The organism is Segatella baroniae DSM 16972 = JCM 13447 (assembly GCF_000426585.1).
Taxonomy (GTDB): Bacteria; Bacteroidota; Bacteroidia; order Bacteroidales; family Bacteroidaceae; genus Prevotella; species Prevotella baroniae.
Genome location: NZ_KE384544.1, coordinates 60967 through 81746 on the forward strand (window position 1 = coordinate 60967; position 20780 = coordinate 81746).

Annotated in this window: 12 protein-coding genes; 11 read left to right on the plus strand and 1 reads right to left on the minus strand. The window is 56.6% G+C overall.

Annotation, left to right across the window (positions count from 1 at the left end; genetic code table 11):
• Position 1 precedes the first annotated feature (1 nt).
• From K334_RS0112975 to K334_RS0113005, 6 genes are all read left to right on the plus strand, one after another.
• On the plus strand, positions 2-2200 hold the full coding sequence (locus tag K334_RS0112975; RefSeq protein WP_027445080.1) for a HEAT repeat domain-containing protein: 2199 nt from the start codon (positions 2-4) through the stop codon (positions 2198-2200).
• A 52-nt stretch (positions 2201-2252) separates the two neighbouring features.
• Positions 2253-4427 carry an AAA family ATPase gene (locus K334_RS0112980; protein ID WP_025880921.1) on the plus strand — a complete coding sequence of 725 codons (2175 nt, stop codon included), beginning with the start codon at positions 2253-2255 and terminating at the stop codon, positions 4425-4427.
• 314 nt (positions 4428-4741) lie between these two features.
• Positions 4742-7999 (plus strand): glycoside hydrolase family 2 TIM barrel-domain containing protein, encoded by a 3258-nt coding sequence (locus tag K334_RS0112990; RefSeq protein WP_027445081.1) that lies wholly within the window; start codon positions 4742-4744, stop codon positions 7997-7999.
• 138 nt (positions 8000-8137) lie between these two features.
• Entirely contained in the window at positions 8138-10477 is a 2340-nt protein-coding gene (locus K334_RS0112995; RefSeq protein WP_027445082.1) for a glycoside hydrolase family 3 N-terminal domain-containing protein, read from the plus strand.
• 142 nt (positions 10478-10619) lie between these two features.
• Positions 10620-10871, plus strand: coding sequence for a hypothetical protein (locus K334_RS0113000; RefSeq protein ID WP_025880925.1), 252 nt, complete (start codon positions 10620-10622; stop codon positions 10869-10871).
• Positions 10861-11202, plus strand: a complete 342-nt coding sequence (locus K334_RS0113005; protein WP_027445083.1) for a hypothetical protein — start codon at positions 10861-10863, stop codon at positions 11200-11202. Before K334_RS0113000 ends, K334_RS0113005 begins: the two co-directional genes overlap by 11 nt.
• A gap of 90 nt (positions 11203-11292) precedes the next feature.
• Here K334_RS0113005 and K334_RS0113010 read toward each other — a convergent pair whose 3' ends face one another.
• A complete protein-coding gene (locus K334_RS0113010; protein WP_025880927.1) occupies positions 11293-11796 on the minus strand; it encodes a hypothetical protein in 504 nt (167 codons plus the stop codon).
• 176 nt (positions 11797-11972) lie between these two features.
• Here K334_RS0113010 and K334_RS0113020 point away from each other — a divergent pair, with 176 nt between their 5' ends.
• From K334_RS0113020 to K334_RS0113040, 5 genes are all read left to right on the plus strand, one after another.
• Entirely contained in the window at positions 11973-14645 is a 2673-nt protein-coding gene (locus tag K334_RS0113020; RefSeq protein WP_027445084.1) for a SusC/RagA family TonB-linked outer membrane protein, read from the plus strand.
• Positions 14646-14659: 14 nt separating this feature from the next.
• Entirely contained in the window at positions 14660-16267 is a 1608-nt protein-coding gene (locus K334_RS0113025) for a RagB/SusD family nutrient uptake outer membrane protein (RefSeq protein WP_025880929.1), read from the plus strand.
• Between the two features lie 96 nt (positions 16268-16363).
• Positions 16364-17545, plus strand: coding sequence for a TlpA disulfide reductase family protein (locus tag K334_RS0113030; RefSeq protein WP_027445085.1), 1182 nt, complete (start codon positions 16364-16366; stop codon positions 17543-17545).
• A 159-nt stretch (positions 17546-17704) separates the two neighbouring features.
• On the plus strand, positions 17705-19213 hold the full coding sequence (locus tag K334_RS0113035) for a Gfo/Idh/MocA family protein (protein WP_051218772.1): 1509 nt from the start codon (positions 17705-17707) through the stop codon (positions 19211-19213).
• 343 nt (positions 19214-19556) lie between these two features.
• A complete protein-coding gene (locus tag K334_RS0113040; protein ID WP_025880930.1) occupies positions 19557-20729 on the plus strand; it encodes a FecR family protein in 1173 nt (390 codons plus the stop codon).
• The last annotated feature ends 51 nt before the right edge of the window (positions 20730-20780 follow it).

The window sequence follows — 20780 nt, forward strand, 5'->3', positions numbered from 1 at the left end:
TATGAGAAAAGGAGTATTACTTATCCTCGGACTGATATTGTACGTAGCCGCAATGGCCCAAACCATCATCCGTCCGAGCGTGAAGACGCCTACCAACTTTGCCATCATCATCGATCGGCAGAGCTACAATAAAGCAAAGACGGCCGTTGAGGCCTATCGCAATAGCATAGAAGCTGACCATCTGGGTACCTATATCGCCATCGACGACTGGCAAAAGCCCGAAGATATCCGACAACTGCTACAAAAATGGCACGCCGACAAGCAGCAACCCTTGGAGGGAGTGGTCTTTGTGGGCGATATTCCCATACCAATGATACGTGACGCGCAGTACCTTACCTCCGCGTTTAAGATGAATCAGGGGAACGATTGGAAAGTTTCAAGCGTACCCAGTGACCGCTTTTACGATGACTTCGGGCTGCGTTTCAGTTTCTTAAAGCAAGATAAGGAGAAGCCTCTTTACTTCTATTACAGTCTGACGGCTGACAGTAAACCTTATCTTTCGCCCGATATCTACAGCGGACGCATCAAACCGCTTGAACTGAAAGGCCACGATAAGTACAAAATGCTGGCCGATTACCTCAACAAGGTCGCCCGACTGAAACGGCAGGAAGCCCACAACGTACTCGACAACCTGACCATGGCCCGTGGTCATTCTTACAATTCAGAGGATCCATTGGCCTGGGCCGGCGAGCAGATAGCCTTGCGGGAACAAATGCCCCAGCTCTTCCGACGTGGTCATACCGTGAAGTTTTATGACTTCAACATGATGTATCCGGTCAAGAATCTGTATCTCAACGAGGTGATGAATCCAGATCTTGACGTGCTCTTGTTTCACCATCATGGTGCCACAGATACGCAATATCTCAATGGTTATCCCGAAGTGTCGGGGGTGGAGGCCAGCATTGCCAACATCAAACGCTATCTGCACGGCAAGGTTTTAGACCGTTCGAAGAAGACGGGGCGTGACAGTGCCGTCACTTACTACGCTCAAAGGCTCGACGTTCCTGAACATTGGTGCCGCGAAGCCTTTGATCCGGCGGTGCAAAAGGCTGATTCTCTGGCCGACGCGGCTCAAGATATCTACACCGTCGACCTGCGACGACTCAAGACCAATGCCCGTTTTGTACTTTTCGACGCATGCTTCAACGGCTCATTCCATGTAGATGACAATGTTGCCGGAGCCTATATCTTCAACGATGGCATGACGTTGGCTACCATTGGCGGCACCGTCAACGCCTTGCAAGACAAGTGGCCCGACGAGTTTATCGGTCTTTTGTCGGCCGGAATGCGTGTGGGGCAGTTCAATCGCTTCGGCGGTTACTTGGAAAGTCATGTCATTGGCGACCCCACGCTGCGCTTTCAAGACAATAGCAATTTAGGTTTCGATATCAATCAGGGGCTTACTCGCCACTACCGCGACGCCAAATTCTGGCGCAAAATACTCCGTTCTCCTGTTCCGGATGCCCAAGCCATGGCCCTGCGCCAGCTGCATTTAGCCGGTGAAAAGGATATGTCCGCGTTGCTGAAACATACTTATGAAACGTCAGATAACTTCGTTGTGCGCATGGAAGCCGTGAAACTGCTCAGTCTTTATTATCCTGACGCCGGCGTCGAGGTGCTGAAAGAATCGCTCAATGATAGTTACGAGCTCGTTCGGCGCTTGTCCGCGATTTACGCCGAGCGCAACGGTTCGCCCCAACTGATACCCGCCATCGTCGCTACCTTCTTGAAACGAGGGCACGAACCCCGTTTAAGTTTCCAGCTGTTAAACAACATTGAGGCTTTCGACAGCCCAACTATGCTGCACGAACTCGACCAACAACAGAGTCGTTACACGCTTTATAGCGACGCCATCGTGAATAAGTTGCGCACGGCTTTGCGCCAAGAACCTTTGCGTTACAAGGAAATCATGGACGAAATCAATGACTTGGGCAGTAAGCCTACACGTCGAAAGAACACCATTTTGCGCTTCCGCAACATGCCACGGGGCAAGATGATTGAGACGATTCTACAATCAGCGGCCAACGAAAAGGAAGATATGGACGTCAGAATCGCGGCCATTCACACGCTCGGGTGGTATGATACCCACTACCAGCGTGACATGATTGCACGCCGGTTGCGGCAAATCGAAAGCGATAATCCTGCCTTGAAAGCGGAGATTGAACGCTCGGTGAATCGACTGACGTGCCACGCACGATAACCCATACGCCCCATGGAAAAGCGATTCCACGGGCTTATTTAATATGATCTATATGGAAAAGAACGAACAACTCCGCCAAGCCTGGGACTTCGTGGAGCATACCGGAAAGAGCATTTTCCTGACGGGAAAGGCCGGAACAGGTAAGACTACCTTCCTCAAAGCCGTCTGCCGCCACAGCACCAAACGCATGGTGATTGTGGCACCGACAGGCGTTGCTGCCATCAACGCGGGCGGAGTCACCATTCATAGCTTCTTTCAACTGCCACTTTCGCCCTTCGTTCCGGGCGTGAAGATGGAGAGTCGATACGACTTCAGCGAAGAGAAGCGCAAGATTATCCGCACGCTCGACCTGCTGATTATCGACGAAATCAGTATGGTACGTAGCGACTTGCTCGACGCTGTCGACTCGGTGCTGCGCCGCTATCGCGACCATAACCGGCCGTTTGGTGGCGTGCAGTTGCTCATGATTGGCGACTTGCAACAGCTGACGCCCGTGGTGACGGCCGAAGACGAACGTCTGCTGGCCGATTATTACGCTACTCCCTACTTCTTTGGCTCCAAAGCACTGGCCATGACCGACTATGTGACCATTGAACTGCGCCACGTCTACCGCCAGCAAGATGAGACTTTCATCCGCCTGCTCAACCATATCCGCGACAATCAGGTGAGCGATGAGGATTTGGCGTTGCTCAATCAGCGCCATATTCCCGACTTTCACCCACAGGCAGAGGAAGGTTACATCCGGCTGACGACCCACAATGCCATGGCCAATCGCTACAATACGCAGGAGCTGAAACGCTTGGAGAGCCGGTCGCATACCTATTTGGCCGATGTGGAAGGCGACTTTCCCGAATCTACTTATCCCACCGACGACCGGCTGGAGCTGAAAGTGGGCGCGCAGGTGATGTTCGTTCGCAACGATCCTTCGCCCGAACACCTTTATTATAATGGCCGTATTGGCCACGTAGTCTACCTCGACGATGAGCGGGTGCAGGTGCTTTGTCCGGGTGACGACAAAGAAATCGACGTTGAACCGGCCCAATGGGAGAACACGAAATATAAAATCAACACCAAGACAAAGTCTATCGACGCCGTCGTAGAAGGTACTTTCCGTCAGCTGCCACTGCGACTGGCGTGGGCCATTACCATCCATAAGAGCCAGGGATTGACCTTCGAGCACGCCATTATCGACGCCCAGTTGTCGTTTGCCGCAGGGCAGGTGTATGTGGCGTTGAGCCGTTGCAAGACGCTCGAAGGGCTGGTTCTCTCGTCTCCCATCGGTCAACATGCCATCATCGGCGACCATCGGGTGGACGATTACATCAACCATCAGGCCGAGGCCGCACGCCAAAGCATAGCCCAACTGCCATCGCTGAAGGATGAATACTACCGAGAACTGCTCCTCGATGCCTTTAATTTCAACGACTTAGCTACGCTTGAGAGTCAGCTTTTCCGTGTGTTGCAGGAGTATTGCTACAAGTTTCCAAAGGTACAGCAGCTCCATCGTGTGCTCATGAAGAAGCTCGACACCGAGATCGTGTTGGTAAGCCGCAAGTGGATGGGCCTTATCGCGAGCATGACCATCGACGAACTGCACGGCGAAACGTTTCTCGACCGCGTCAACAATAGCGCTTCGTACTTTGCCAAACAGCTCTCCGCCATCTTCGATCCGCTCATTACGGCCACCGAAGGCGTGTCGAGCGACAACAAGACGGGTGCCAAACGACTGGAACAGCTCTTCTCCGACCTCCAAATGGCTTATAAAGCACGCCGCTATCTGCTGGAAGACTTGAGCGACGAAGCCTTTACGACCACCACGTATCTCACCCATAAGCAGGAAGCTTACTTGGCTGCGATGGATCGGAAGCCCCGTCGCCGGAAGTCGAAGGAAAAGAAAGAGAAGAAAGAACCGAAGCCCGACACGCGCCGGGTGACGCTGGCCATGTACCGCCAGGGCCTGAAACCCGACCTCATCGCGCGCGAACGCAAGCTCACCGAGACCACCGTGATAAACCATCTCATCCATTTCGTCGCCCGCGGCGTGCTGAAGCCCGACGGACTGATGGACCTCGACAAGCTGCCGGCCATCTACGACGTGATGCACCGCATGCCTCCCATGTCGCCGAAGTCGGACATTAAGGCCGCCTGTCCCCCCGAAATCACCTACAACGACATCGCCGTCGCCCTCGCGCTGCTGGCCGCCAAGAAGCTGGCCGGACAGCGATAGTTCGGCTGCCGTCGGCCCCTTCATTCTCCACCCTTCACCCTTTGCTTTCCCAAAGCAGCCCTTTCAGCCTGCAACCGCTGTGCCCTTGCGTTGCAACCGCTGCCCTTTCGCACGGCAACCGCTGTGCTTTCAGCAGCTGAAAGGGCTGCTTTTGGAAAGCGGTTGCCGTGCGCGTGTTTTTTTGCGGCGTTCTTTCGACAGATTCATATTATTTTGTTTACCTTTGCAGCGACCGGCCGCTTCGGCGTGTCCGCGGCCCATTTTCCAAACAAAAACATAACTGAAATATTCAAATCTATCATTTTCACAACCTTATGAACATCTTATTGACTCTCCTTTCCGTGCTCCAAATCGTTCCGTTTTGGCAGGACGTGAACGTCACCAGCGTCAATGCGGTGAGTCCCCGCACCGACTTCATGACCTATGAGTCGAGGGACAACGCGCTCACCCTGCGCTACGAAAACAGCCGACGCTACCAGTCGCTCAACGGAACGTGGAAGTTTCTCTACGTCGACAGCTACAAGCAGCAGCCCGAAGGCGTGACCGACGCCGGCTACAACACCGCGGGATGGAAGAACATCACCGTTCCCGGCAACTGGGAAGTGCAGGGATTCGGCACCGCCATCTATACGAACCAGCCCTACGACTTCGCCCCGTCCAACCCGCAGCCGCCGCAGTTGCCCGAGAAAAACCCCGTGGGCGTCTACAGCCGCACCTTCACCGTGCCCCAGGCGTGGGCCGACAAGGAGGTCTATCTGGCCCTCGACGGCGCCAAGTCGGGCGTCTACGTCTACGTGAACGGCCGCGAGGTGGGCTACAGCGAGGACTCGAAGTCGAAGGTGGAGTACCTCATCAACCCCTATCTGCGCCAGGGCGACAACACGCTGACGCTGAAAATATTCCGCTACAGCACCGGTTCCTACCTCGAATGCCAGGACTTCTGGCGCATGAGCGGCATTGAACGCGACGTCTATCTGTGGGCGCAGGACAAGGTGTCGCTGCGCGACTTCCACGTGAAGTCGACCCTCGACGACAGCTATCGCAACGGCATTTTCCGCCTGCAGACGCAGTTGCAGAACCTCACGGGCAAGAAACAGAAGGCCCAAGTGAGCTACACCTTGTTGAACAAAGAGGGCCGCGAGGTGGCCGGCGGCCGCCAAGAGATTCTCATGAAGGACGCTTCGGCCACGGTGGACTTCGACGCCACGCTGCCCGACGTGCTGACCTGGACGTCGGAAAAGCCCAACCTCTACACGCTGCTGATGACCGTCACGAGCGGCAAGAGCAGCGAGACGGTGCCCTACCACGTGGGATTCCGCCGCATCGAGATGAAGGAGGTGACCAACCTGTCGCCCGACGGACGCCCCGACGTGTGCCTCTTCGTCAACGGCCAGCCCATCAAGTTCAAGGGCGTGAACATCCACGAGCACAATCCGCTGACCGGCCATTACGTGACCGAGGAGCTGATGCGCCGCGACTTCGAGCTGATGAAGCAGAACAACCTCAACGCCGTGCGCCTCTGCCACTATCCGCAGGGCCACCGCTTCTATGAACTTTGCGACGAATACGGCCTCTACGTCTACGACGAAGCCAACATCGAGAGCCACGGCATGCACTACAACCTGCGCAAGGGAGGCACTTTGGGCAACAATCCGGAGTGGCTTCGGAAGCATCTCTCTCGAACGGAGAACATGTACGAGCAGGACAAGAACCACCCGTGCGTGACCTTCTGGTCGCTCGGAAACGAAGCCGGCAACGGCTACAACTTCTACCAGACCTACCTGTGGCTCAAGGACAAGGATAAGGAATGGATGAACCGACCCGTCAACTACGAGCGGGCGCAGTGGGAATGGAACACCGACATGTTCGTACCGCAGTATCCGGGAGCCGACTGGCTCGAATCGATTGGCAAGCAAGGCAGCGATCGCCCCGTCATGCCGTCGGAATACGCCCACGCCATGGGCAACTCCACGGGCAACCTCCTGGGTCAGTGGGACGCCATCTACAAGTATCCCAACCTGCAGGGCGGCTTCATCTGGGACTGGGTGGACCAGGGATTGCTCGTCGACGGCAAGACAACAGGACTCGTCGCCAACCATACGGCACCCAACAACAGCACCCAATCTCCCTTCTATGCCTACGGCGGCGACTTCGGAACCGACGAACCGAGCGACGGAAACTTCCTTTGCAACGGACTGGTGAACCCCGACCGCACGCCCCATCCAGCCATGGCCGAGGTGAAATACGTGCATCAGGACATGAAGTTCGAGGCCAAAGACCTCAAGAAAGGGGACTTCCGCGTGTTCAACCGCTTCTATTTCACCAACCTGAAGGACTACGACTTCTATTATGAAGTGAAGCGGCTGAGCGACGAGCCGGCCGTTCTGGCACAGGGAAAACTCGACATCGAGGCCGCGCCGCAGCAGTGGGCATCGTTCCACATCGGCTATCCCGACATGCTGGACCGTGAAGAGACTGTCGTCGTCAACTTCTTTGCCAAGACTCGCGAGGACGTCTTGGGCCTGCCCAAGGGACACGAGATTGCACGGGAGCAGTTTGCCTACGAGACCGAACCTTATCTCCCACTCGACAATACCATGCCGACCATCGTAAAAACGGTGGCGAAGGACGGCAAGATCACTGTCAGCGATGAGCGTTTCCACTTCGTCTTCAACAAGCAGAAAGGCATTGTCGAGAGCTATCGGGTGGATGGTCAGGAGTATGCCTACGATGGTTTCGGCCTGCAACCCAACTTCTGGCGTGCTCCGACAGACAACGACTACGGCAACGGACTGCCCGCCCGCGGACACGTTTGGAAAGAGGCCAGCCACCAATTCAAGGTTTCTTCGGCCCAAGTGATTAAGACAAATGGCGGTAGCGTGCTGCGCGTGGTGTATGACCTGCCCGCCGGCAATCGCTATTTAGTGGACTACGTCTTCATGGGCGACGGCGTTATCAAGGTCAATGTCACCTTCACACCGACCAAGGAAGGTCTGGCCGAAGTACCAAGAGTGGGCATGCGCATGCGCCTTCCAGGCTCGTTCAACAACGTTTCCTACGAAGGTCGCGGCCCGCAGGAGAACTACATCGACCGCAACCACGGCACTTTCCGTGACGTTTACAAAGCCAAGGTCGACCAACTCTACTTCCCCTACGTGCGTCCACAGGAAAACGGACACCACACCGACACGCGATGGATTGAGCTGACCGACGCTTCGGGCCGAGGACTGAGTTTCTACACCGATAGTCTGATGGAGTTCAACGCCCTGCGCAACAGCATAGAGGACTTCGACAGCGAAGAGGCGACGTCCCATCCGTACCAGTGGAACAACTTCAGCGCGGAGGACATAGCCAACCGCAACGAGGCGAATGCCAAGAACCGCCTGCGTCGCCAGCACCACATCGACGATATCTGGTCCCGCAATTACGTAGAGCTGTGCCTCGACTGGCGCATGCAGGGCGTGGGAGGTTACGACAGTTGGGGGTCACGGCCTGAGAAACGCTTCCAGATCGCGCCCAACCGGCAGTATCGCTGGGCGTTCACGATCATGCCGACCCAGTTCGACAAGTAAGCAGAAGCCGAACTTTCATCATCACAGCGCATGCCGGCAACTGGGCCGGCATGCTGCTTTTCTTTAACTGAAACCAACTTTCATCACGCCGAAAGGGGACTTTCCCTTTTCCCAAAACCAACTATTCAACTCATCCGAATGAAGAAATTTACATGTTTTCTCGCCGTGCTCTGCCTCACGTTGTCGGCCGACGCCGCGAAGAAGAAAACGTTCCCGTACCAAGACAAGAGCCTTCCCGTGGAGCAACGCGTCGGCGACCTGCTCGCCCGCATGACCCTCGAAGAGAAGGTCGGACAACTGCGCTGCACGCTGGCGTGGAACTACTACGACATACAGGGCCGCAACGTGGTGCCCAGCGACCAGTTCAAACAGGACATCAAGCAGGGCAACATCGGCATGCTGTGGGCCACTTATCGCGCCGACCCATGGACCCGGAAGTCGCTCGACAATGGGCTGAACCCCGAACTGGCGGCCAAATGCGGCAACGCCTTGCAAAAGTACGTGAAGGAAAACACACGTCTGGGCATTCCACTCTTCCTCGCCGAGGAGGCACCGCACGGGCACATGGCCATCGGAACAACCGTTTTCCCCACAGGGTTGGGTATGGCGGCCACGTGGAATCCCACTCTGATAGAGCAGGCAGGACGCGTCATTGCCAAGGAAATACGCCTTCAAGGAGGGCATATCAGCTACGGGCCCGTGTTGGATGTCAGTCGTGACCCACGATGGAGCCGCGTGGAGGAATCGTATGGCGAAGACCCCACGCTCACGAGCTACATGGGCGAGGCCATGGTGCGTGGACTGGGTGCGGGCAAGCTAAGCGATCCTTACGCCACACTGGCCACGTTGAAGCATTTCATCGGCTACGGCACCACCGAAGGCGGGCAAAACGGCAACCCGACATTCCTCGGCATGCGCGAGATACACGAGAACTTTCTGCCTCCTTTCAAACGAGCCATCGATGCCGGTGCCCTTTCGGTCATGACATCGTACAACTCACTCGACGGCATTCCCAGCACGGCCAACGGCTATTTCCTGACCGACGTGCTGCGCAAGGACTGGAACTTCGGCGGATTCGTGGTCTCCGACCTCTATAGTATCGACGGAATCTGGCAGACCCACCACATCGCCGCCACCCGCCCGCAGGCCGGTGTGATGGCACTCCATGCCGGTGTGGACGCCGACCTGGGCGCGCTGGCCTACGAAGGGTTGGCCGATGCCGTGAGGAAAGGGGAGGTTAGTGAGGCCAAAATCGACACGGCCTGTGCACGCATCCTGCGCATGAAGTTCGAAATGGGCCTGTTCGAGAACCCATACGTCGACCCGAAGGCGGCGCGCGATGTGCGCAACGGCGACGACATCATGGTGGCACGGCGCGCGGCGCAGGAGCTGGTTACGCTGCTGGAGAACAGGAACCACACGCTGCCGCTGCGCAAGGACATGCGGGTGGCGGTCGTCGGACCCAACGCCGACAACGTCTACAACCTGTTGGGCGACTACACCGCGCCGCAACCGAGGGGCAACGTGAAGACGATTCTGGACGGTGTGAAGACCAAACTGCCGGCCGCCAATATAGAATATGTGAAAGGTTGTGCCGTGAGAGACACCAACGACTGCAACATCGGTGAAGCGGTGGCTGCGGCCCGACGGGCCGACGTGGTCATCGTGGCGGTGGGAGGGTCGAGTGCCCGCGACTTCAAGACGAGCTACAAGGAGACCGGTGCCGCCGTGAGCGACAACAAGAGCCTGGCCGACATGGACTGCGGGGAAGGCTTCGACCGTGCCACGCTCACGCTCTTGGGTCGCCAGCAGGAACTGCTCGAAGCCCTAAAGCGGACGGGCAAGCCCCTGGTGGTGGTCTATATTGAAGGCCGCCCGCTCGAAAAGACCTGGGCCGCCGAGCATGCCGACGCCCTCCTGACGGCCTACTACCCCGGAGAACAGGGCGGACAGGCCATCGCCGACGTGGTCTTCGGCGACTACAATCCTGCCGGACGCCTGCCCGTGAGCGTGGCCCGCCACATCGGACAGTTGCCGGTGTACTACAACAAGAAGGCTCCGGCCGCCCACAACTACGTTGAAATGAGCGCCAAACCGCTCTATAGCTTCGGTTACGGACTGAGTTATACGACCTTCACATACACCAATCTACAGATAACGAAGAAAGATAAATACACGTTCGATGTCAGTTTCGACGTAACCAACACAGGTGACCGTGACGGCGATGAGGTGGCCCAGCTCTACCTGCACGACGAACTGGCCTCAACGGTGCAGCCGCTCTTGCAGTTGAAGCACTTCGAAAGGGCTCCAATCAAACGTGGCGAGACCCACCGCTTCTCCTTCACGCTGACAGCCGACGACCTGTCCATCGTCAATGGCGAGCTAAAACGTGTGGTGGAACCCGGCGATTTCACCGTCATGGTGGGACCGAGTTCGGACAACATCAAACTCAACGGCAAGCTGACGGTGGGGGAATGACCGCCGTATCAGCGCTCAAAACAGAGTCGGCACAAGACTCTTCAATATGAAATATTTCTTAAACAGCCCTCTTTTGGTAACCAAAACGGCCACCATCTCCTTTTTTTGCTTATCTTTGCAATGAAGATAAAAGCATAATGATATGATGATTGTCAGCACAAGGGATTTTCGTTCCAATCAAACGAAATACCTGAACATGGTTAAAGCAGGGGTAAACGTCGTTCTCCGGTCAAGGGAAGGCAGCTTCAAAATCACCCCGGTGACCGAAGTGGACACGCTTGTCAACAAAGACGAGTTTGCTTCGAGGTTGCGCAATGCGCTTCAAGAAGTGATTGACGCGAAAGCCGGTAAATCGGAATTGAAGTCAGCAGAGGCCTTGCTCCGTGAGCTTTAAGATTAGTACAACCTCCGATTTCGAGAGAGAAGCCAAACGACTTGCAAAGAAATACGCCAGCTTCAAGGCCGACTTTGCGAAGTTTTGCGAAGCCATACAGAAGAATCCGCTCCAGGGTGACGAACTGTATCCGGGCATTCGCAAGATACGTATGGCCATCAAGTCGAAGGGAAAGGGGAAATCCGGCGGCACAAGGGTCATCACCTACAACATTCTGTTGAGCAATGATGATGGCGAAGTCATCTTCCTACTGATGTATGACAAGGAAGAATACGCCACGGTAGACCTTCAAGTAATCAAGAAAATCGTTCAAGAAATGGGAATTATTTAGCTGTTGCAACTTTTTCATCGATAAATAAGACCCATTTCCTGCTTTTTCAATATTCTTCACCTGCTTTTTTTTGACCCACTCGCTCAATCCTTAGGCGGGTTTGTCAGCTTCATCGGAGCCTTTCACCTGCTGCCACAACCGAACGGCCAGGTTGCGGGCATACTCGTTGTCGTAACCTACGGGCAGACGGAGCGTCTCCTCCTCGGTGAAAACGAGCAGTTGGTATTCACCTATATAATAAGGTGTCGCGCTGTTGACAACACTGATGTCGCGGATGGACGCAAAAGGATAGACCCGTCCCTGCACGACCAGCCGGCGGGCGTCGGCATAGACGAGGATGACGCCGTTGAGTTCGTTGCCCAACGTGGCGTTGAGCGTGATCGTATCGGTGGGTTCTCCCAAGGCCTGCACGGCCTCGTCCAACGACCGATAGACCGTCTGCACCGGCATTTCCTTCGCCTTCCGCCTCTCTTTCCTGCGCAAGACGACGTAAGCCAGTGGGAAAACCAGTATCAAAAGGGCTACAAAACCGAGAAACTCCACCAACAGCAAGGCGGCAACGGCTGCCAAGATCCAACTTCGTTTGTTCATCATAACCTGTCTATTTAGTACTCAATAAAACCTTACCTCTCCACAAATATACATCATTTATCGCAAGGGCTGCGTTAAAAAGGCGAATATTCGCACCGCATATCGGTATTTTCACTATATTTGCGATAATCAACAGCATGTCGAACGGTCTGTCACCACCCTCCATTACCTATACACCTATGCGAAAAAACAGCTTTTTCTTCCTTTTGTTCCTTGGCACCATGCTCCCGGTGAAAGCCCAAACAACCGCCAAGAAAGATTCCACGGCCCTGAAAATAGGCTACATCAAAGGCATAGCCGGCCTCGTCACAGGCTCTGTAGACCAAGTGACGGAACGCCAAATCAACAAAGGCCTGACCATCAACGCGCTGAGTGCGCTGAACGGTCAGGCCGCGGGTGTGAGCGTATCGACAGGCCCCAATCAGGAAGCCATGCTCAATGCGGTGCGCGTGCGTGGTACAACGTCGCTCACGGGAGGCAACGATCCGCTTGTCATTATCGACGGCGTGTCGTCCGATTTGGCCACCTTGAGCACCATCTATCCCGCTGATATCGAGCGTTTCACCATCTTGAAAGACGCTTCTGAAACGGCGCAATACGGTTCGCGCGGCGCTTCGGGCGTCATTGAGGTGACCACCAAGAAGGGAAAGGGCGAACGATTCCACATCAGTTACGACGGTAACGTAGGGTGGGAGGCCGTCTACAAGCGCATCGGAATGCTTTCGGGCAGCGAGTTTCGCCAAGCGGCGGCCAATCTGGGCATGACGATCGCGGACCATGGTGGCGATACCGACTTCAGGCGATCCATCGAACGCACGGGATGGGTGCAGAATCACCACATCGCCTTTGGCGGAGGAAGCGACCAAAGCAACTATCGGGCGTCTGTCGGCGTGATGGATCACCGCATGGTGGTGAAGGAAAACGAATACCGCAACTACATCGCCAAGCTCGACATCAGCCAGAAAGCCTTCGACGAAAGGCTCTCCGTAGACCTCGGAATCTTTGGAAGCGTGCAGAAGAGTAAGCCGATTCCGTTTCCATGGAGACTCTTCTACTCGGCTGCCACGTTCAATCCGACGTTCAGCAATGGGCTCAACGCCGCCGGCGGATGGGATCAGGTGCCTGAAGCGTCGTGGATTACCAACCCCAACTCGCTGCTCAAGATGGAGAACGACAAGGATGACGGCCACTTCAATGCCCATCTGCGTATGAGCATGGACTTAGGACGAGGGCTCAGCGTGACCGCTTTCGGTTCTTATTCCTACAACACGGGCAACCTCTCACACTACTATCCCACCTTTGTATGGTCGCACGGCGAGGCTTATCGGGGTGATGACAAGAGCGAAGATATGCTTGCCAACCTGTCGATAAACTACCGAACCGGCCGAGGAGCGCACCAATTGGAGCTGCTGGGACTGGCGGAAGTGCAGCATAGCGTAGCAAAGGGTTTCCATACGCAGGTGAGCAACTTCACGACCGACGCCTTCGGCTATCACAATCTGGCCGCGGGAGCCGTCCGTCTGTGGGAAGGCACGGGGTCGTATTACCAAGATTCTCACATGGAATCGTTTCTGGCACACGCCCAGTACGTGTTGGCCAACCGTTATATCCTGTCGCTCAACGCGCGTGCCGATGGTTCTTCCAAGGTGGGACGCAACAATCGGTGGGGCTTCTTCCCTTCGGTGTCGGGCGCATGGGTCATCGATAAGGAACCATGGATGCAGCCGCTGCGACAGATCAGCAAGCTGAAGCTGCGCGCGGGCTATGGTGTGTCGGGCAATCTGGGCGGTATCGACGCCTACATCTCGCAACAGTCGGTCATGCCCAACGGCGTAGTGTCGGTGGGCGGCACACCGACGACGACGTTGGGAATCATTCGCAACGCCAATCCCGACCTGAAGTGGGAAATCAAACGCACGTTTAACGTCGGACTCGACCTGGGCTTCTGGAACAACCGCGTGGTGCTGACGGCCGACTACTACACGTCGCGCACGTCGGACATGCTCTATCTCTACGACGCCAGCGTGCCGCCCTTCATCTATGACAAGGTGCTGGCCAACCTCGGTTCGATGCGCAACAGCGGTCTGGAAATAGGCTTCGGAATCACCCCGCTGCGTACGAAGGACATGGAATTGAGCCTCAACATGAACATGGCCTTCGCACGCGACAAACTCGTTTCGCTCAACGGCTACTTCAACGGAGAGTACCTCACAACGCCCGACATCAAGGGAATAGCCTCGCTCGGCGGCGCGGGCTTCCACGGAGCGAGCGACGCCGTGTTCCAGATGGTGGGCCAGCCGCTGGGCGTCTTCTACCTGCCCCACTGCAAAGGACTCGTCAGCAACGGCGACGGAAGCTACCGCTACGACGTGACGAAGGAGAAATACATCTGCGGACAGGCCACGCCCAAGGCCACACTGGGCTCGAACATCGCCTTCAGATACAAGGACTTCGACGTGACCATGCAGACCAACGGCGCCTTCGGGCACAAGATCTACAACGGAACGGCCCTCTCCTACATGAACATGCTGTCGCTCCCGAACTACAATGTCATGAAGGGCGCGCCCCAAAAGAACATCCACGACCAGACCATCAGCGACTACTGGCTGGAACGCGGCGACTATCTCAACATCGACTACCTGACCTTCGGCTGGACGGTTCCCGTGAAATCAGCCTATATCCGCAACCTCCGGCTCTCGCTGTCGGTCAACAACCTGGCCACCATCACGGGCTACAGCGGACTCACACCCATGATCAACTCCTCCGTCGTCGACGGCACGCTAGGCCTGGACGACAAGCGCAACTACCCCGTCTACCGCTCTTATGCCTTCGGATTAAGCATTCAATTCTAAACCACCGGCTGCCTATGAAACGTTTTCTCCTCCCTTTCCTGCTGGCGACAGTGCTGGTTTCGTGCTCGCTCAACGAGCATCCGAAAGACCAGATACCCGAAGAACAGGCCTACGCCTCGGCCCGACAACTGTATCGGAACACCGTGGCGACACTCTATAATTATATAGGTGGCGACGCCGACGGTCAGGGACTGCAGGGTACTTGTCGTGGAGTCTACGACCTGAACACCTTCGGTAGCGACGAGGCCATGTTGCCCACGCGCGGCGGCGACTGGTATGACGGCGGCCTCTGGCAGGCCATGTACAAGCATTCGTGGGCTCCCGGCCACGACCTTTGCAAGAACGCGTGGCTCTATCTCTACAAGGTCATCACGCTCTGCAACCGTTCGCTCGAAACATTGCAGGCCCACGGCAACCTTGTCGACGCGGCTACGCTACGCGGTTATCAAGCCGAGGTGCGTGCCTGTCGTGCGATGTACTACTGGTATCTGATGGATCTCTTCGGCAACGTGCCGCTCATCACGTCGTCAGACGTGTCGATGAGTCAGGTGACGCAGGAAAAGCGCAGTGTCACCTTTGCCTTTATCGTCAAGGAATTGCAGACCGTGCTGCCCGATTTGGCCGACGAGAACAGCGTGAAATCGGGCGATTACTATGGTCGGGTGACGCGTCCTGTGGCCTATTTTATACTGGCCAAGCTCATGCTTAATGCCGAAGTGTACGGCGATGATGACTGGACCGACGGGCAACGACCCGACGGCAGCCGGATGAAGTTCAGCGTCGACGGACAAACGATGAACGCCTGGCAGGCAACCGTGTACTATTGCGACAAGCTCGATGCCTCCTTCGCGCTCATGCCGAACTATCGTGACAATTTCTTGGTGCACAACGAGACGTCAACGGAAAACATCTTCGTCATTCCCATGGACAAAAACCTCTATCGTCAGCAACAACAGAACCTCTTCCGGTCGTACCATTACCGCCACGCGGCGGCCTATGGCTTTACCGGTGAGAACGGATCGTGCGCCACGCGTAAGGTTTTAGAGGTGTTTGGCTATGCTACAAAGGCAGAGGATCCACGCTTCGGGGAAAACTATTTTGCCGGTCCGGTGGTCGATCTCAACGGCAATGCCGTGGCGGATCGCGGCGGAAAGCAGCTCGTCTATTATCCCACAGCCGTCGAAATGAATCTGAGCGGCAGCCCGTATGTAGAAACGGCAGGGGCTAGAATGCGCAAGTATGAGATAGACAAGAAAGCTCTGAAAGACGGAAAGCTGATGGACAACGACATCGTTTTGTTCCGTCTGGCCGACATTTTGCTCATGCGGGCCGAGGCAAAGGTGAGGATGGGGCTGTCGGGACAGCAGGACTTCGACCTCGTGCGCGGCCGTTCCACCACCGTCCATCGAGAGGCGACGCTACCGAACATCCTCGACGAGCGGCTCCTGGAGCTGGCTTGGGAGGGCTGGCGCCGTCAGGATCTTATCCGGTTTGGTCTCTTCTGTTCGTTGTATGATGGCAGCGACCGCGTGAAAGAGGACGACGGCCACACCACCGTCTATCCCATTCCGGCCGATATCAAAGCCATGAACGGCAAACTGGTGCAGAACAAGGGCTATTGAGCATTCCTAAGTTTTTTACATAACGCTGCGTCCGTTTCCAAATATATTGCGTATCTTTGCAGCACTACTGCAATATCGAAACACATACGATAAACAATGAAAATGAACAAAGCCTTCTACGGGGCCGTCATTCTCGTGACGCTGCTCTGCGCAACCTCTTGCAACAACAAGCAATTCCACGTAAACGGAACGATTTCCGAAGCCAAGGACTCCATCCTTTACCTTGAGAACATGTCGCTGAACGGCCCCCAGGTGGTCGACTCCGTGAAGCTGGGTGAAGACGGAACCTTCGCTTTCGGCGAGCAAAGCATTGCCGACAACCCCGAATTTTACCGACTGAGAATCGCCAACCAGATTATCAACGTGAGCATAGACTCGACCGAGACCGTCACATTCAAGGCCTCCTATCCCACCATGGCTTCCGCTTACGAGGTGTCGGGGTCGGACAACTGCGCCAAGATCAAGGAGCTGGCACTCCTGCAACAGGGGCTCCAGGCACGGGTGAACGCCATCGCCGGCAGTCCCAGCCTGGGCGTCGACGCCGTGGAAGACAGCATAGACAAGGTGCTGACGGCCTACAAGGACAACGTGAAACGCAACTACATCTTCAAGGAACCCATGAAGGCCTACAGCTATTTCGCCCTCTTCCAGACGGTAGCCCTGGGCAACCGGCAGGCTCTTATCTTCAATCCACGCAGCAACGAAGCCGACATCAAGGTCTACGCCGCTGTGGCAACGAGCTGGGATACCTACTATCCGAACGCCGAACGGGGCAAGAACCTCCACAACATCGCCATCGAAGGAATGAAGGACATGCGCATCGTGAGGGCGCGACAGCAGCAGCAATACATCGACGCCGACAAGGTTCAGTCGGCCGGAATCATCGACATCGCCCTGCCGGACAACAGAGGCAACGTGCGCAAACTGTCTTCGCTGCGGGGCAAGGTGGTGCTGCTCGACTTCCATCTCTTCGCCGCCGACCACAGCACCGAGCGAATCATGATGTTGCGCGGCCTCTACAACAAGTACCACGCGCAGGGATTGGAAATCTACCAGGTGTCGGTCGACCCCAACGAGCACTTCTGGAAGACGCAGACGGCGGCCCTGCCATGGGTGAGCGTGCGCGACGCAAACGGCCCCGACAGCCCGCTGATGGGCACATACAACATCCAGCGGATTCCCACCTACTTCCTCATAGACCGCAACAACACGCTCGTGAAGCGCGACGCGCAGGTGAAGGACATCGACCAAGACATCAAGGCGCTGCTCGCCCGATAAGCGATGCCGACGCCAAAGCACGACCATGTATCGCCCACGGACGCACGATACATGGTCTTTCACACGCAAATTCAACATCCTTGCGCCACGCAAGGGCAATCATCATCAATTACCAACCACTACAATCCTAACTTAATCATGAAGAAATTCATCGTTTACATGGCCTTGTTCTGCAGCTCCGCCTTGTCCTCCATGGGACAGGAGGTGGCGTTCAACTGGCCTTATCAAGTGAAAGACGGCACCATCGTGACCGAAGTTCCCCAACGGCCGGCCGGCCAACAGTCGGCCCTCGGCCTCACGGCACCCAAGATGAAGACCGTAAGGGTGGGCTTCGTGGGCCTCGGCATGCGCGGACCGGGCGCCGTCTTCCGTTGGACCCACATCAACGGCACCGAGATCAAGGCGCTCTGCGACTACGAAGCCAAGCGCGCCGAAGCTTGCAACAAATACCTACACGACGCCAGCATGCCGCCGGCCGACATCTACAGCGGCGAAGAAGGCTACAAGAAGCTCTGCGAACGCAAGGACATCGACCTCGTCTACATAGCCACCGACTGGCTCCACCACTTCGTCGTGGCCAAATATGCCCTCGAACACGGCAAGCACGTGGCCATCGAAGTACCATCGGCCATGAGCATGAGCGAGATATGGTCGCTCATCAACCTCTCCGAAAGCAAGCGGCTGCACTGCATGATGCTTGAGAACTGCTGCTACGACTTCTTCGAACTCAACTCACTCAACATGGCACAGCACGGCGTTTTCGGTGAAGTGCTCTACGCGGCAGGGGCCTATCGCCACGACCTCTCCGACTTCTGGGACGCCTATTGGAAGAAAGACGCCGACGACAAGCTGGGCTGGCGCCTCGACTACAACAAGAAATTCCGCGGCGACGTCTATGCCACACACGGCCTCGGGCCCATCGCCCAGGCGCTGGACATCCACCGCGGCGACCGCATGACCACGCTCGTGGCCATGGACACCAAGTCGGTGAACGGCAAGATGTGGGCCGAAAAGCTGTCGGGCAAGGCCTGCACGGACTTCGCCAACGGCGACCACACCGTCACACTCATCCGCACCGAGGAGGGAAAAATGCTGGAAATACACCACAACACGATGACGCCGCAGCCCTACAGCCGCATGTATCAGCTGGTGGGAACGACCGGCTTCGCCAACAAATACCCCATGGAGGGCTACGCTCTGTCGGGCGCGGAGATGAAGAAAGCGGGCGTCACGCCGTCGGCCGACGACCTTTCGGGCCACAGCTACATGAGCGCCGCCGACCGCAAGGCCCTCGAGAAGAAGTACGAAAGCCCCATCATCGCCCGCTATGAGGCCAAGGCCAAGGAAGTGGGAGGCCACGGCGGCATGGACTTCATCATGGACAGCCGTCTGGTCTACTGTCTCCAGCACGGCCTTCCCCTCGACATGGACGTCTACGACCTGGCCGAATGGTGCTGTCTGGCCGAGCTCGGCAGCGTCTCCATGAACCACGGCTGCATGCCCGTGGCCGTTCCCGACTTTACACGTGGCCACTGGAACACCGTGAAAGGCTACCGTCACGCATTCGCCACACCCGAAGAGGAGGCCGAAGTGGACAAGGCCAGTGCCGAATTTACGGCCAAGCTGAAGGAGAAAGGCGCCAAGTACTGGAAGAAAGCGAAGAAGTAGACGCGCCGTCTATTGACGACTCGGCGGCTTCGCCATCCCTTTCATTTCCAAGCACTTAGCCGACACATTACAAAAGTGGCCCTTTGAGCGTGTGAAAGCAGTGCTTTCACACGCCAAAAGCGGCCCTTTCGCACACCCGAAGCAGCCCTTTCGCAAGCCGAAAGGGCTGCTTTTCCTTTCCAACCGCACTTCTCCGGCCTTCCCCCCGCACGCCGTCCGTCACGCCGCCGTCAGACGGCACAGGCGGCACGACTGCTTAATAAAAGTTAAAGAAGGTGCTTTTTCCACGGCGGCATGTCCATAAAACGGCTGTTGCGTTGTCCTTTGACAAACGACAGACCCAATGGAAACAGCACATCATCCTTCCTTCAAAACCTATCTGGACTTCCTTCTGCTTGAGGACGGCCGGTTCGTGATGTGGCGACTGACCCGCAGCCCAGAACTTGAAGACTATTGGCGGCGGTTCATCACCACGCATCCGGAACTGAAAGACGAGTTCGAGAAAGCCATCCGCGTATGCGACAGCGTGCGCCTCAACGACAGCCCATACGCCGGACAGCAGGCCTTGCTCGACAGAATCAAAGCCAGCGTGGCCCGACGGAAAGCCCGTCGCAGGCTGCACGTCCGCCGCATGGTGGCTGCCGCGGCCGTCCTGCTGCTGCTGGCAAGCCCCCTGACCTATCTCGCCATGCGCGAGTGGGGCGGCCGCGACGAGCCGAACAGGGTGCTGGTTGGTGAGATTTTCCGGTCGAAGGACATCGTGCTGACGGTCGACGGGCGCAACGTGCCGCTTCCGCAGTCGGTCGGCATGATGGTCAAAGACGGCCGTGTCTACTACGGAAGCGAAGGGGTGGCCGCGCTGAAAGGCCGCAAATGCCGCATCACGGTGCCGCCCGGCAAGCACGCTTCGCTGACGCTGGCCGACCGCTCGCAGCTCTGGATCAACGCCGGAACTACGGTGGAACTGCCCACAAGCTTCGACAAAGGCACGCGCGACATCAGCGTCGACGGCGAAATCTTCATCGATGTGGCCCGTCGTCCGGCGCAACCTTTCATCGTACATACCGACCGGATGGACGTCACCGTTCATGGAACGAGCTTCGACGTGTCGGCCTACAAGGACGACGCCGAGCCGTCCGTGGTGCTCGTCCGTGGCAAGGTTGCAGTGACGACGCCCCACCATGGCAGCATTATGATGCGACCCGACGAGCGCGTGGCCTTGACCGACAGCAGGCTGGAGAGGCGGAAAGTGAACGTGGCCGACTATGTGAGTTGGAAAGACAACTACCTTTCCTTCAACAACACGCCCATTGAGAAGGTGCTCAAACAGGTGGGCAAATACTACAACATCCGATTCGCCACGACCGACACGCTGCTCTCCGGCAAGCTGGTTTCGGGCAAACTCTACCTCTCCGGACGGATGGACGACGTGCTGAACTCCATCGCACTCATGACATCGACCGACTACAAACGAGACAAGAACATCGTCAAATTCATGGAAAAAGAAAGGAGATGAAGCCTATGACCCAAACGCACTGACACCCATCTTGCAGCCGTCGCCCGGCCG